A 16,113-nucleotide genomic window follows, 5' to 3' on the forward strand; every position below is an offset into this window, starting at 1 on the left:
GGGGATTCGTTCACTTGCCGCCGCGCTGCAACTCGAAATCTATTGGGTATAAATCTTCTCACTAAATAGACCTAGTATATCCATATATCAACTACCAACAAAACCAACCATATTGCCAATATTAGCCCTATGGAAAAACAATAATCCTATGAAATATTTAACACACGAGCAATTAAAAATTATATAATTCAGGAAACTAAAATAAAAAGCCAACAAAAACCTCATTATTAGATATATCATATGCATTATACTTCCTTCATTTATTCCCTCAACAAAGGAAAATGGTTAAACATCTGGAAATTATTGAGCTAACCTCTTAGCATGAGTCTATAAATTTATGAAACAGTATCCAAATGGCTATATTCACCAACCGTAAAATAACAGCCAATGCCTATGGACTCTCCTCTGGTGTCTTCTGGGGTCTAAGTGGCGTACTTTTCGCATTATTACTAAAAAACACCGCACTTTCCTGTTGTTTTTTCATTCCCATCGTACTCGCTTTCTTGAATGATACGATTTCGTGCGGATATATGTTTATATATCTTGTAGTTAAAGGAAAATACCGAACGATACGCCTTATCCCCAAAAACAAGAAAAATGGAATAATTATACTGGCGGCTATATTTGGCGGCCCAATTGGCATGTCTTGTTATATTTTAGCTATTCAATACATTGGTATTAGCTACACAGCAACTATTTCAGCAACTTACCCTGCTATTGGTGCGTTAATTTCTTTTTTTCTACTTAAAGATCGTATTCACCTTATCGGTATATTGGGATTAATACTAGCTGTTATATGTACCATGATACTAGGTTATTCAGCATCAACTCAGACAATATCTGGCTGGATAGGCTTTATTTTTGCTTTTATATGCGCACTAGGCTGGAGTTCCGAAGTTGTTATCAGCTCTTATGGCATGAATAAAGATATACCTGCTGATATCGCTTATTTCATCAGACAATTATCATCCTCCGTAGGCTATTTAATTATTATCATATTATTCGTTCACTCCTTTCCTGGTATTGTACACATCTTCTCAAATATAGAATTATACCCCTTATTATTCTTCACTTCTCTGGTAGCCACGCTATCGTACCTCTTCTACTACAAAGCAATCTGCATGCTTCAACCCATCCGTGCTATGAGTTTAAACATCACTTATGCTATCTGGGCAGTGATTTTTGCTTGTTTACTGGTAGATGAACCCGTCTCTATAAATCTATTGCTCCTATGTGTAGGCGTCTCTGCTGGCTCATTCCTGACTGCTGTCAATCCACTGAATATCAAAAAACTGATTTTGACGCTTAAATAAGTGCGATTCTATTCGCAGCAAGTTTAAGTTCGTTTTAATGCTATCGTTAAAGAAAACCACTAAAGCTCTACTGGCGATCAATAATATATTGCCAAGTATTCTCGAACCTACACCAACCATTGCTCCTTCCCTGACTTTCAAACAACAATCACTACTGGATTTACCTATATGGGTTGAAGGATGGGAACATAATTATCCCACCAATCACAATGCTAAATAAGCATGATGTCACAATTAAGCTTTACTACCGAACGGACATCACGAAAATACTGCCACATCCCGAAGCGAATGGAATAGAAGGAAACCTGTTGAAAAGCAAGGCGTCATAGTACGTTGTTGGTAAAATCTAACCGCCATTCCATGAGCAGTAATACAGATTCCAGCTAACTGTATTCTACCAATTAGTTAAACAAGTTGGCTGTTAAGCTTGACCCAGATAAGTTTACAGTCTAATCTCCCCACAACTAGTTACAAAATCTTATCCCCCATTACTTTTTGTTAAGACAGACAAAAGTATTGGAAAATCAGTGCAATAGATAAGATTACCGAATATTACAGGCACTCTGGGAGCCAGAAACCTAGTGCGGTAGCCTTATCTAATGATTCTTAAGATATCAATTCAAGCTTTATCGTAGCTCGTAGTTAAGAAAATTTCCGCATGTTAAGTTAAGAAAAAATCATTAAATAATCTCATTTAATGATTCTCTTAAAATTAACCCAGACTCAAAAATAACATAAATTATTTTGTTAAATTAATATGAAGAACATCATCTTAACTGGTAGTTCTGGCATTAGTATTATGCCTACTAACGACGAGCGTATTTAAACAACCTCTTCCCTGTATATGACAAACCAATCATTCATTATCAGTACTGGTGTTGACTAGAAATACAAGATATTCTTACTTATTACAACTCCTTAAAGACCAAATAAGCTTCAAGCGCCTTTTGAACAATGGAAATAACTTAGGAATAAAGTTAGTTACGAGACTTAGAACACACTTGAAGGATTAACCCAGATATTCATTGACCAAGAAAATAGCGTGAAAGCCCCTGCTATCACTGACTTGGTGCACTTTAAAAATGCAAAAATATTAAAGAACAAGATGAAAACGGGAACATAAAGAAAGCCGTAATGAGTACATGCTATCTGTCTGATGTCCTTACGGCACAAACAAGATATTTCGTAATCTTTCCCTGAGTCAAGTCCGAGTTTTTTGCCAAGATTCAAAAGTTTTTGTCATTCACAAATGCACAATATTTCGAGTAGTAAATGATGGGTACCACAGTTAAATTGACTCCCTCTCAGATTGAATTCAGCGCAGTAAAAAATAAAACAATTCTTGAATCCGCACTGGAATCTAGCGTAGTACTAGAATATAGCTGTAAGAATGGTTCATGTGGCATGTGCGAATCACTTCTACTTGCTGGTGAAGTTTCCGATGAACAAGAACGTGTATATAAGGCTGGCGAACGTTTTTTGACTTGTCAATGTAAGCCCAGCTCTGACGAGATTGTCATAGAAGCTGAATATTATCCAGAACTCGCTGAGCTAACGAAAAAGATTGTACCCTGCAAAGTGAGCTCAACCAGCACAGTAGCAGATGAATATATGATCATTAAATTCAGACTGCCGCCTACCGTATCTTTTGCATTCTTACCTGGTCAATATATTAATCTTCATTATCAAGGCGTGGTACGAAGCTATTCCATTGCCAATGCTACTGTTTCAGAAGGGATCGAATTACATATTCGACGGGTCGCCGATGGAGTTATGAGTAGTCTTTTATTCAATGAGCTAGCGGTGAATACTCTGATGAGATTAGAGGGACCGCTGGGAACTTTCTTCGTCAGAAACGATAATCGACCAATTATCTTTCTTGTTGGCGGTACTGGGTTTGCTCCAGTTAAGTCCATGGTGGAAAAACTTATCGAACAAAATTCCAAACGTGACATCCATATCTATTGGGGAATGAACAACGGGGCTGATTTCTATTCAGACCTTCCGATAGAGTGGGCTACCAAGCATGAGAATATACATTATGTACCCGTGTTATCTGGTGAAGATTCTCAATGGTCAGGAAGAAGAGGATTCGTCCATAAGGCTGTAATGGAGGATTTTGATAATCTCTCAGCATTTGCCGTTTATGCCTGTGGATCTCCAATTATGATCGAAGCAGCAAGAGCTGATTTTATAAAAAATGGATTGCCTGGGAAGCACTTCTTCTCTGATGCATTCACCGTATCTAAATAAATGAGGAAATCATGAAGGCAGTAATTTTGGCCGGGGGCTTGGGTACCCGTCTGAGCGAAGAGACAGTGGTAAAACCAAAGCCAATGGTGGAAATTGGTGGAAAGCCAGTCTTATGGCACATCATGAAAATGTACTCTGCTCATGGTATTAATGACTTTATCATCTGCTGTGGTTACAAGGGATATGTTATCAAAGAGTATTTTGCCAACTATTTCCTGCATATGTCTGACGTAACATTCTATATGGCAGAGAATCGGATGGAAGTGCATGAGAAACGAGCTGAGCCTTGGAATGTCACCTTGGTTGACACCGGGGATACCTCTATGACAGGAGGACGTCTGAAGCGGGTGGCAGATTATATAAAGGACGATGAAGCTTTCCTATTTACCTATGGTGATGGTATTTCCGATGTTAATATTCAGGCCACTATTGATTTCCATCGCAATCACGGAAAACTGGCTACCCTTACCGCCACCTTCCCGCCGGGACGTTTTGGTGCGCTTGATATCAACAAGAATAAACAAATCCGCTCTTTCCAAGAAAAGCCAAAAGGCGATGGTGCCATGATCAATGGTGGTTTCTTTGTACTCAGCCCAAAAGTGATTGATCTCATCGATAATGATGCCACTACCTGGGAACAAGAACCACTAATGACCCTAGCAGAACAGGGCGAGTTGATGGCATATGAACATACAGGCTTCTGGCAGCCCATGGATACTCTGCGCGACAAACATTATCTCGAAGCATTATGGGAGAAGAGACAGGCTCCATGGAAAATTTGGGAGTAAACACTGTGATTGAAGCGAACTTCTGGCGCGGAAAACGTGTTTTTCTCACAGGGCATACCGGTTTTAAGGGGGGATGGCTCTCCCTGTGGCTTGAAGAGATGGGAGCGATTGTTCGCGGTTATTCACTACCTGCACCAACTGAACCCAGTCTGTTTGAAGTGGTGAACGTCCATAAAGGTCTGCTTTCTGAAGAAGGGGATATCCGTGATTTTTTCCATCTGCGTGAAGCCATAACTGACTTCAAACCCGAGATAGTCTTTCACATGGCTGCTCAACCACTAGTAAGACTCTCCTACGATAATCCTATTGAGACCTATTCCACTAATGTAATGGGGACAGTCTATTTGCTGGAAGCTATCAAGCAGGTTGGCGGTATTAAGGCAGTTGTCAACATTACCAGTGACAAATGCTACGAAAACAGGGAATGGGTTTGGGGCTATCGTGAAAACGAGGCTATGGGCGGCTATGATCCCTATTCCAATAGCAAAGGATGTGCAGAACTGGTAGCTTCTGCCTACCGTAACTCTTTCTTTAATCCCAAAGATTATGAGCATCATGGAGTCGCGCTGGCATCGGTGCGTGCCGGTAATGTGATTGGCGGAGGTGATTGGGCCAAGGATCGACTGATCCCAGATATTCTACGCTCTTTTCAAAATAACGAACCTGTTGTGATCCGTAATCCGCACTCTATTCGTCCGTGGCAGCATGTATTGGAGCCACTCTCCGGCTATCTGCTATTAGCTCAGCACCTTTACCGGAACGGATGCGCCTTTGCTGAGGGATGGAATCTTGGCCCTAATGACAATGATGCCAAGCCGGTACAGTTTATTGTTGAAACGATGGTTCAACTATGGGGGACGGATGCCACTTGGCAACTCGATGGCACAGAACACCCGCATGAAGCTCATTACCTAAAACTGGACTGCTCCAAAGCTAAGATGAGAATGGGCTGGCATCCCCGCTGGGATCTGGTCAACACACTGGAACGTATCATCAACTGGCATAAGGCATGGCTGGCGGGTGAAAATATGCGCGAAGTCTCACTGCGGGAAATTCGTGATTATATGGCTGTGTAATAAATCTGTTAAAGACACATGACTTTTAGGGGCTGTATCCTTAACATATCGCCCTTTAACATTTGTCAGCAGCCCTGAGGCCAGCAAAGACAGATAATACAACCCATTGATAGGAAATGAATTAATGAGTTCTCAAGCATTACGTGAACAGATCTCCTCGCTGGTTGCCCAGTATGCAAAAGAAGCGATGGCTCCTAAACCTTTTGTAGCTGGCGCCAGCGTAGTACCACCTTCCGGCAAAGTGATCGGTGCCCGAGAACTACAACTAATGGTTGAGGCTTCTCTGGATGGCTGGCTGACCACTGGGCGTTTCAATGATGCCTTTGAAAAAAAACTGGGGGAATATATTGGCGTACCCCATGTGCTGACCACCTCCTCAGGTTCATCTGCCAACCTGTTGGCGTTAACCGCACTGACTTCCCATAAGCTGGGTAAACGTGCACTTAAGCCGGGTGATGAAGTCATCACTGTAGCGGCCGGTTTCCCGACCACTGTTAACCCGTCTATTCAGAACGGTCTTATCCCCGTCTTTGTCGATGTGGATATTCCGACCTACAATATCGATCCGACACTGATTGAAGCAGCAGTGACCGATAAGACCAAAGCTATCATGATCGCCCATACTTTGGGTAACCCGTTTAATCTAGCCGAAGTACGCCGTATCGCCGATAAGTATAACTTGTGGCTTATCGAAGACTGCTGTGATGCACTGGGCACCCGTTATGATGGCAAAATGGTCGGTACTTTCGGTGATATCGGTACCGTTAGCTTCTACCCTGCGCACCATATCACGATGGGTGAAGGCGGTGCCGTGTTTACCAAGTCAGGCGAACTGAAGACGATCATTGAATCTTTCCGCGATTGGGGACGTGATTGCTATTGTGCACCAGGTTGCGATAACACTTGTGGTAAGCGTTTTGGTCAGCAACTGGGGTCATTACCTCAAGGTTATGATCACAAGTACATCTACTCTCATCTGGGTTATAACCTAAAGATCACCGATATGCAGGCAGCCTGTGGCCTGGCTCAACTAGAGCGCGTTGAAGAGTTTGTTGAACAACGTAAGACCAACTTTACCTATCTGAAAGCAGGTCTGGAAAACTGTGCTGAGTTCCTTGAGTTGCCGGAAGCAACCGAAAACTCTGAGCCTTCCTGGTTTGGTTTCCCGATTACGCTGAAAGAGACCAGTGGCATTAACCGTGTTGAACTGGTCAAGTTCCTAGACGAAGCTAAAATTGGTACGCGTTTGCTGTTTGCCGGTAACCTGACCCGTCAACCCTATTTTGCTAACCGTAATTATCGTGTGGTTGGTGAGTTGACCAATACCGACCGCATTATGAATCAAACTTTCTGGATTGGTATTTATCCTGGCTTGACCAAAGACCACCTAGATTATGTCATTGCTAAGTTTGAAGAGTTCTTTGGGGTTAATTTTTAAGTTGAGGCGGGGAATTTTCCCCGTTTATTCATGCGTATATTAATCACTGGAATTAGTGGCTATTTAGGTAGTCAACTAGCTAATGCCTTTATTCCCGAACACGAAGTGGCAGGCACTATTCGAACAAACTCTTCTCTGATTCGACTCTCCTGTGTTGATAAAGTACAGCTAATCAATCTCGATGATACAACAAAATGGTGTGATGCCGTCCAAAGTTTTAGTCCTGATATTGTCATTAATACAGCGGCGCTTTATGGTCGTAAAAATGAGCAGTTGCAAGATCTTATCAATGCAAATTTTACATTTCCGATAATTTTGCTTGAGTGTCTAGGAAAGGAAAGAGCATATACGTTTATTAATTGTGGAACATCTCTTCCCCCTGAAGTGAGTGCATACGCATTAACGAAAAATCAATTCGTTGATTTAGCGAAATACTTAACCTCTACAGGTTTATGTAAATTCATCAATGCCCGACTAGAGCATTTTTTCGGCCCATTTGATGATATTACCAAGTTTACCACTTATGTTTTTCACCAATGTATACGTAACCTCCCTCTCAAACTGACAGCAGGGACTCAGTTGCGAGATTTTATCTATATCAAAGATTTGATAGGTGCTTTTCAAATCCTGATATCCAACTTGGATAAAATTAGTAATGGACAGAGCCTAGATATAGGCTCTGGTTTAGCAATTCCAGTAAGAACATTTGTAGAGGCTGTTGCAGCAAAAACACATAGCAGATCTAGTATTGAATTTGGTGCTCTACCTATGCGAGAGAATGAATTAATGTACAGTTGCGCAAAAATAGAAATTCTATCTTCGCTAGGGTGGCACCCCCAATTCTCACTAGAAAATGCAGTCAATGATATGATTGAAAAGGAAAGAATATGAAATTATTGGTCACTGGTGGCTGTGGTTTCTTAGGTAGTAATCTGGCTTCCAATGCACTTAAGTTAGGCATTGATGTAATAGTTTTTGATAATTTATCACGCTTTGGTTCGATCGATAATCTTAACTGGTTGCAATCTCAGGGTAAATTAACATTCGTACATGGTGATATACGTAATAAAAATGATGTAACTCATGTTATTACTAAATATATGCCAGATAACATTTTCCATCTGGCTGGTCAGGTTGCCATGACGACTTCTATCGATAATCCCCAAATGGATTTTGAGGTTAATGTTGGTGGGACGTTTAACTTATTAGAAGCTGTTCGCAGGTATAATCCTGACTGTGGGATCATTTATTCCTCTACAAATAAAGTTTATGGCGACTTAGAACAATACACATATCATGAAACTGAGACCCGTTATGGGTGTGTTGAAAAGCCAAACGGCTTTGACGAATCGACTCAGTTGAACTTTCATTCTCCTTATGGCTGCTCTAAAGGAGCTGCTGATCAGTATATGCTAGACTATGCTAGAATATTTGGTTTAAAAACAGTCGTTTTCCGACATTCATCTATGTATGGTGGTCGTCAATTTGCTACTTATGACCAAGGATGGGTAGGCTGGTTTTGTCAGAAAGCATTAGCTGCTAGCCGTGGAAATGGTTCTGTATTCACTATATCAGGAAATGGCAAGCAGGTTCGCGACGTATTACATGCAGAGGATATGATTTCGTTATATTTTTCTACCTTAATACGTATACCAAAAATATCTGGACAAGCCTTCAATATTGGCGGTGGATTCATTAATAGCTTATCACTTATTGAGTTGTTTAATCTTCTTCAAGAGATTTCTGGAACTACTCTTAACTATGAGAAATTAGCTCCACGAGAAAGTGATCAAAAAGTATTTGTGGCTGACGTATCGAAGATATCTCACTATGTGGAGTGGATGCCGAAAGTAACCTCTAAAGAGGGGGTCAAGAAGATGTTTGATTGGTGTGCTTCTCTCTAATGCCACAACCGTAGTAACCCGAAGCAGGTATTTTTTTGATACTCAAAAACTGAGAAACTGCCCTCATTTTAATATCATAAACGTCGATTTGCAGGTATATTGAGGGATATCGTCATTCGTGAATATCCCGCATTGCCTTGGACGGGGTAGATTTCTACCGTGTTGAACGGGTAAAAGATATCGTATTTGTACTCAATATTGGGCTACATTAACTACCACCTTACAACCCTAACTTGAATCAGATTGAGCGACTCAGGAAGTTCATGGACGAACGTTATTTTGCATCTCCCAGAGTATTCCACGAAACCATTTATCGCTTTTTTAATGTTACTCTCCGAGAAAAAGTTAATAAATCTGCCTGTCGCATTAATAACAATTCCCAGATTTTAAATCCTCAAACTAATTAGGCATACAACTATCTCTAACATGATTAATTTAAGTGGTAAAATCTTTAGTCTGACACTTCTTAGGTTATTATCAGTTATATTAATGCTGATATTCTATTTTTTCTTGATTAGAGTATATAATGATGAACAAATAGGTTTTTATTATCTAATATGCACTATATCATGTTTTGGCAATGTTGCTGTATTTTTTGGTGCCGATTTATCCATACAGCGTCAGTTATCATCAATAGCTCGTAGTTTTATCATAGAAAAGTTACCATTTTTTAGATTCTTATTTTTTACATCAGCATTTGGCTGTGGAATTATTTCTTCATTTTGCCTTTTTTATTTTATTACTTTTTTTAAATCAAATGAACCATTGACTTTGCATATAATAAGTTGTTGTCTACTATCATTATCAACCTATATATATACATTGGTGAAAAATATATATCAGCTTGCAAATAAACAAGTTATATCCTCAATATTATTAGTTTTTGATGTTATAATGAAAGTTATAGTTTTTTATTGTGTTTATAAATGTTATGGTTCAACAATTTTTTCTATTATTGTCTCTCTTATAATATATTCCATTTCAGTTCTGATAATATCCTCATATCTTATCTTTATAAGATTCCATTATTCTAATGAAAATAATGAAGATTACTACTCTTTGAAAGTTGCTATCCAAAGAATAATGCTGATGGGTACTTCAGGTATTATGAATGTGGGACAGTTACAGGGATATAGGCCGTATTTAGCATATTTAGGAAATACTAGTGAGTTAGGTATTTTATCATTTATTACCAATTTGGCAGGTACAGCTACAGGTGCAGTATTATCAATTATAAATCAGATTGGGATTCCAAGAATATACTACACAGAAGGTCAATATATTAATAAACACATTAAACTAATTTTTCTTGTTTGTATTGTATTATCATTTCTATCAATTCCTGCTGGTATGATATTTTTTCATATTGCCGAGAAAGATAATTTTTATCCATATTTATTTTTACTCCCAGTTGGTGTACTCCAAGAAGGCGGTAATGCTATTATAGGCACTTATAATCATTTATATAACATTAAAGATGGTAAATTGTCAATTTTTGCAACATCAGGTGTATTAGGGTTTACAGTTATGGCTGTGATGTTATCCATATATACTATAACAAAAATGGATGTCTTTATTACTATAGCATTAGGAATTATCTTCAGTCAGTTTTGTGTGGTTATGTATATTATGATTAATACGCATAAATCACTCAAATAGCTATATATATTATCGCTACACCCTTGTTTTACTAGACTAGCTTCCAAGGGAAAGTGAAACAGCAACCATAAACTGTTCCATTTTTAGCAATAATTGCCACATGTAATGACATTGATGATTGCGAGCAATTGTGATCATGTAAAGATAACTACAGCAATTTTTCTTTTATTCAGTCAAGGGAAATAGGTCAGCCAAAACAATAAATCCAACTTTGGGCTAGCTGATAACCATTGGACCACAGACTCTTACGGATCAATTGTCAACTATCAGAGTCAAAGTTTCAGTTTGCGGATAAGTCCATTTTAACCTTTTTAGCAAACTGATAAATAAATTTAAATCTTTTGTCTGCCCTTTAAGGGATCAGTTAGCCTCTATATATTAGCCAATACCCACTTAATCTTCGTAAAAGCCCGAATGAGATGGGCTTTAAATTGACAAAATGAGCTGTATTTAAAGCCATTTTTTCATCATAATGCTGGTCTCGAAATTTTAGTGTGTAAGCCACCTTTTAGTTAGTGATCCTATTTTGATTTAACGGTTAATCAGATCACTAAAACTGGATTGAGTTCTCTCAAAGTGAGAGACTATTTTGCAAAGTTATTTAGTTTAAATAGGAAGTATTAAATGAATAATTTCATGAACGAGTTAACTTTCGTTGTTTTTACTTATAATGAAGAAAGTAGAATTGAACGTGTAATTAAAAACCTAAAACCATTTGGGCATGTCTTAGTAGCTGATAATTATAGCACAGACAAAACGATTGAAATTGCTAAAAAATATGGTTGCCAAGTTTTTTTAAATAAAAACCCTAATCCTGGATGGAATGAGAATGAAATAACTACAGAAAAAATACTTAATACAGTGAAAACCCCTTGGGTTTATTGGGCCTATGCAGATGAGATGATAAGTCAAGATACCTCAATGAAAATAAAGCATGTCATTGATAATGACTTGGCTGATATCATATCCATAGTAAAAAAAGATTACTATTACGGTCAGTTTTGCAACAATTCACTGTCTAGCAGAGCAAATCGTATTTTTAAAAAAGACGCAATTGATTTTTCTGGAAATAGAATGCACGAATATGGAAAACCAACAGTGGCAAAAGAAAGAATTTATCAAATGCCAAGTAATTTTTTTATTCACCATTTTATATCACATACTGCTAGCGCAGTTCAACGTCTTCATGATAGTTACACTGATGTCCACGCTAAACAATCTAAATATCGTCCTCCGTACTATTTAATATTGCAATCACTGAAATGTTTTTTTGTTAATTACTTCCTTCGAAAAGGATTCTTAGCTGGTAGCGCTGGTTTTTATCATGTTGCTAACAGAGTTCATTATAATTGGTTGTTATCAATGAAGAAACACGAAGATTTAAACAAGCTTGACAGAGAGAATATAGAAAGAATCAATAATTATTCTAGAGAAAAAATTCTTTCATGCCAGAAAGACAAAATTGAGATGTAAAATATATATAAATGGATTAATTTTAAAAACCTATAAATTACACATACAAGAAATTTAATATATCAATACATCATCAAAGTCACAATGAAAAGCTCAGACCAGATAGAAATTATATCTCACTTCTAAATATAGGAGCTGGAGATTATTGCTGAATATTTGAAAATAGAGAATAAGCCAGATATCTGAATTCTCTAGAAATATTCGTTTTCTTTAATATAAAGAGGTAAAGAGAGATAAATTGAATGAAAGTTGTTTTTCTTGGTGTAAAAAAAAGGAATGAAAAAACAGGAGTGGGAAAATATAATCAAGATCTTATTGATATGTTAAACCAAAAAACATCAATAAACGCCGGTTTTTATTACGTCCCAGACTCTAAATATAAAATAGGACGTTTTATTATTAACTATATATACTATCCATTTTCTCTGTTCTTCCTTTCAAGGAAAAATTTCTACATTATTGTTGACGAGTCTTGTACATTTTATTCATTATTTCTATTTATTAAACGATATGCGCTGATTGTTCATGACCTTCGGAACCGTGATTTGTTTAAGGCTCATATATCGTCATTTAAAGATTATTTAAGTTATCTTCAAGTTAAATTTATAAGAGTAAAAAATTATATAGTTCCTTCCAAGTTTACTCAAGAAACTCTGAAAATTATCAAAAATAAATCTGAACCAATTTTAATTCCGAATGTCTTTGATAGTTCATATGAGATTGGAGATAAAAAATTTTTTCTGACAAATCCCCTAAGGAGGAATGATAGTTTTTGGTTTAACATATCAGATAGCAAAAATTATATTTTATATGTCGGAAGTGGAGAACCGAGGAAGAATTTTAAAACGGTATTAAAGGTTGCACAAGAAGCATACACAAACTTTGGATTAAAATTATATACAGTTGGCATTAGTAAAGATATTACATCAGAGTATGAATTCTGTATTTCATATTATAATGTATCTGATGTCGAGCTTTTCCAATTGTATGAAAATGCATTCTGCTTAGTTAATGCTTCAATCTATGAAGGTTTTGGAAGAGTTGTCATTGAAGCCCAGAGTCATGGATGCCCCGTTATTTCAACAAGAGAATCTGCCCTTGCTGAAATTCTTGGCAACTCTGGAATAAAAATAGGTGATCCGTTCTTATCAGTAGAATATTTGAATGCAATTGAAAAATTATTTAACTTTGGCTACAGACAAGAAGTGATTAAAAAAGGATTTGAGAACTCATTAAGATATAAAAAAGACAACTCAAGAGTTGATGAGCTTTATAAGTTGATTTTTTTGCGACCTGATCAATTGCAAAAAATCCCAAACCACTAAATGGACTAAGTTACGCCCATCATAGAACTGATACCTCGTAATGAATGACGCCAGATGAAAAAAATTATCCAGAACACCCGAGATAAAGATTATGCTCGCAGACTCATGGCTATGTTGATGCTACATCGAGGCGATGTCTGTATCTCAGGTCGCAAGAACCCTTTGTGCTGGTCGTTCTGTCAATCGCGGGATAAACTGTTTTACTTTATATGGTCTGGAAGGGTTAAAAAGCTTGCCGGCGGGCAGATCTGCTGTCTAGAATTTAATCCCGCTTTATCCTTTTACTATCTTTTTTATTGCAACATTCCCCCCAGCAATTGCGTTGCTTGTGTTCTCGTTGGAGTCTTGAACTTTTTATAGTTAAAATCAATGCATTATTAAATATAAAATTATCAATCAGCACCTTTTATCGTTACTTACATAAAATGGGTACTGTTTGGAGAAGGGCGGCCCCGATTCTTAAATTACCCGATCTCAAATACCATGAAAAAATGACGAAAATTACCGAGGAGTTGTCAACGTGTTCGGAAAAACATCCCGTTTTTTATGAAGATGAAGTCGATATCGAACTGAACCCAAAAATCGATGCTGACAGGTATTTAAAAGGACATCAAAAACGCATGGTGACGCTATGAAAAAATCAAAAACGTTACCTAGTGAGTTGCTTGAATGTTCAAACGGGAAAAATCACTTATGTTGGCGGATTAAATAAGAACTCTCGATTATTTATCAATGTATTGAAGGAGCTTAATCGCCAATATTGCCACGCTGAAACCCTCACGTTAATTCTGGATAATTATAGCACTCACAAAAGCAGGATGGTCAGTGATTGGCTGGTCCGCCATCCAAAATTTAACCTATTATTTTTACCTGCTTATGCTCCCTGGCTGAATAAAATTGAACGCCTGTGGCAATCCCTACATGAAACGGTGACACGTAATCATTGCTGTCAGCATATGTGGCAGTTGCTCGAAGAAGTCAAAATATTTTTGAGTTCATTTCCCTATAGGAAAAGTAGAGAATAATAAAAGAAGGTGTATCACAATTATGAAAAATTATTTATATATGCATGTCTTTGTCATTCCTATTAAAAACGTTAGGAATAAATGATGAGATAACATCCCACTTTCATCCAATTAACCATTTTCTATGAATTTTAAATTAAATGTATTATAGTTTTATAAAAGACACTTTATTCACAATGCCCATATTCCTCAGAATGAAACGTCTATAATTCGGTCTTCCACCATATTAATATTATCCTTGAAGGAGGTCACTATCATTACCAGCTATCCTTTCAAGTAACTGATTTAGTGTCACTAAATCACCTAGTACATGAATCATTATAGCAGCTATTTGGAGCAACAACTCTATGGAAAATTTTTCTAGAAATTTAAAAGAAGAATGGATACCGGGAATAGGTATTGGAATTTTACCAAAACCAAGCTAGCTACTACTTAATACATTCCGAAATATTATAACCAACTCCAAATCATTATAATGCTGGCCTGAACTCAGGCAAATTTAGAAAGACAATAGCAGGTTTTACTACAAACTTGTGGCTGTTTACTTTACCACTATAACTAAATCATCATATTTATTTTGAGAAATCCATATGTTAGATGTGAATTTATCATCTCTATTGAATATTATTTCGCTTAGTATTCCTACGCTGTCACTATACCTTATATGGTTTAACAGAAAGAACATATATGCCCATTTGGGATTTCCCTTAATACTTATTGCTTATATTGCCCCTTTTATTTTTTTCAATGAATTGTATTCAAAATATGAGGTTTATTCTTTATATACAGAAATTAATGTAATTGGAGCAATTTCTTTTCTAATAGGCGTTATAATTGCAAAAAAAACCCCAGCGATTAGTTTACCACTTGTACCTTTCTATCATATGCAAGGGGACTATTATGATGTAGACAGTAAACTAAAGAATAGAACATTTATCATATTATTATTTGCATGTTTTTTAATGATAATTAGCTATATCAGCATGGGATTTACTCCTATGTTTGCAAGTGATCCTCTCGCAGCAAAATTCTTTCGAGGTGAATATCAAGAAACATATCAACGAGTTGCCATTTTTTTTAGGATAGGAAATTCGATAATTCCTGTTTTTTTGCCATTGGCTATTCTACTTATCATAGATAAATTTGATTATAAGTTGTCGTTTGTTGTTTTACTTGGATTTATATGCATTGCATTAAGTTTGCAACGAGGTTTTATCGGCTTTTCTATATTAACTCCAGTTTTGATTTATGCTGCCTACAAAAGTCGTTTTATATTCTGCATAGTATTTTCTGTATATATTTTTATATATGTATTTGGCGCTGCTTTATGGTGGTTACTGGGATTTGCATATAGTGATGCTGATAGCTTTTTGGAAGGAGCAATGGCTGGTGCCCCAGATGTTCCAGATCAGTTAAATTTTCTATCGAGATTTGTCGTAGATAATATATTTACTTATGGAAAAACCTTTATTGGTGGTTTAATTCCATTTGGCTATGAATGGAATCCATCTGTGTATAGTCTAAAAATATTAAACGGAGTGGATGATATATCTCAGATTACCTCCGGTGGTTTAAGATTACCAGTATATATGTGGGGATATGTAAGTTTTTCTTGGGTAGGAGTCATAGTGCTCTCTTTTATCTCTGGTTATCTGACTACTCATATGATTCTCTTTATAAAAAAAAGCAGTTCATTAAGTATATCATTTTTTACTCTGAATTATATTTATGCAACAACTATTCTTATTTTCTTTGTTAATTTTTACAACATGTCCATTTATTCTGTTCCAAACCTATTTTTCGTTTTTATTTTTTACTATGTTGTAAATTGGAAACTGAGAATTAAAAGAAAATATTAA

General features: G+C 36.8%; 12 protein-coding genes and 1 pseudogene. All 13 read left to right on the forward strand.

Features of this window, described 5'->3' with window-relative positions; translation table 11 throughout:
* Positions 1 to 353: 353 nt before the first annotated feature.
* The 13 genes and pseudogenes from AACQ83_RS11430 (at position 354) to AACQ83_RS11490 (ending at position 16,113) form a co-directional block, all read left to right on the forward strand.
* A complete protein-coding gene (locus AACQ83_RS11430) occupies positions 354 to 1,313 on the forward strand; it encodes a DMT family transporter (RefSeq protein ID WP_112877788.1) in 960 nt (319 codons plus the stop codon).
* Between the two features lie 37 nt (positions 1,314 to 1,350).
* Positions 1,351 to 1,533, forward strand: a complete 183-nt coding sequence (locus tag AACQ83_RS11435) for a hypothetical protein (protein ID WP_112886943.1) — start codon at positions 1,351 to 1,353, stop codon at positions 1,531 to 1,533.
* 1,055 nt (positions 1,534 to 2,588) lie between these two features.
* Positions 2,589 to 3,566: an FAD-binding oxidoreductase gene (locus tag AACQ83_RS11440; RefSeq protein WP_112877851.1), complete on the forward strand. Its 978-nt coding sequence runs from the start codon at positions 2,589 to 2,591 to the stop codon at positions 3,564 to 3,566.
* An 11-nt stretch (positions 3,567 to 3,577) separates the two neighbouring features.
* Positions 3,578 to 4,354, forward strand: coding sequence for a glucose-1-phosphate cytidylyltransferase (rfbF, locus tag AACQ83_RS11445; RefSeq protein WP_112877789.1), 777 nt, complete (start codon positions 3,578 to 3,580; stop codon positions 4,352 to 4,354).
* 5 nt (positions 4,355 to 4,359) lie between these two features.
* Positions 4,360 to 5,430 (forward strand): CDP-glucose 4,6-dehydratase, encoded by a 1,071-nt coding sequence (gene rfbG / locus AACQ83_RS11450; RefSeq protein ID WP_112877852.1) that lies wholly within the window; start codon positions 4,360 to 4,362, stop codon positions 5,428 to 5,430.
* A gap of 124 nt (positions 5,431 to 5,554) precedes the next feature.
* Positions 5,555 to 6,868 carry a lipopolysaccharide biosynthesis protein RfbH gene (gene rfbH / locus AACQ83_RS11455; RefSeq protein WP_112877790.1) on the forward strand — a complete coding sequence of 438 codons (1,314 nt, stop codon included), beginning with the start codon at positions 5,555 to 5,557 and terminating at the stop codon, positions 6,866 to 6,868.
* A 30-nt stretch (positions 6,869 to 6,898) separates the two neighbouring features.
* Positions 6,899 to 7,759, forward strand: a complete 861-nt coding sequence (locus AACQ83_RS11460) for an NAD-dependent epimerase/dehydratase family protein (protein WP_112877791.1) — start codon at positions 6,899 to 6,901, stop codon at positions 7,757 to 7,759.
* Positions 7,756 to 8,772: an NAD-dependent epimerase/dehydratase family protein gene (locus AACQ83_RS11465; RefSeq protein WP_112877792.1), complete on the forward strand. Its 1,017-nt coding sequence runs from the start codon at positions 7,756 to 7,758 to the stop codon at positions 8,770 to 8,772. The genes AACQ83_RS11460 and AACQ83_RS11465 overlap by 4 nt, the downstream gene beginning before the upstream one ends.
* 1,089 nt (positions 8,773 to 9,861) lie before the next feature.
* Positions 9,862 to 10,431: a hypothetical protein gene (locus AACQ83_RS11470; protein WP_112877793.1), complete on the forward strand. Its 570-nt coding sequence runs from the start codon at positions 9,862 to 9,864 to the stop codon at positions 10,429 to 10,431.
* A gap of 624 nt (positions 10,432 to 11,055) precedes the next feature.
* Entirely contained in the window at positions 11,056 to 11,904 is an 849-nt protein-coding gene (locus AACQ83_RS11475) for a glycosyltransferase (protein ID WP_112877794.1), read from the forward strand.
* Positions 11,905 to 12,146: 242 nt separating this feature from the next.
* On the forward strand, positions 12,147 to 13,229 hold the full coding sequence (locus AACQ83_RS11480) for a glycosyltransferase (RefSeq protein ID WP_112877795.1): 1,083 nt from the start codon (positions 12,147 to 12,149) through the stop codon (positions 13,227 to 13,229).
* A 54-nt stretch (positions 13,230 to 13,283) separates the two neighbouring features.
* Positions 13,284 to 14,254: pseudogene (locus AACQ83_RS11485) on the forward strand (IS630 family transposase).
* 590 nt (positions 14,255 to 14,844) lie between these two features.
* Positions 14,845 to 16,113 (forward strand): O-antigen polymerase, encoded by a 1,269-nt coding sequence (locus AACQ83_RS11490; protein WP_112877796.1) that lies wholly within the window; start codon positions 14,845 to 14,847, stop codon positions 16,111 to 16,113.

The sequence above is a fragment of the Photorhabdus sp. S10-54 genome, from assembly GCF_963878145.1.
GTDB lineage: Bacteria > Pseudomonadota > Gammaproteobacteria > Enterobacterales > Enterobacteriaceae > Photorhabdus > Photorhabdus kayaii.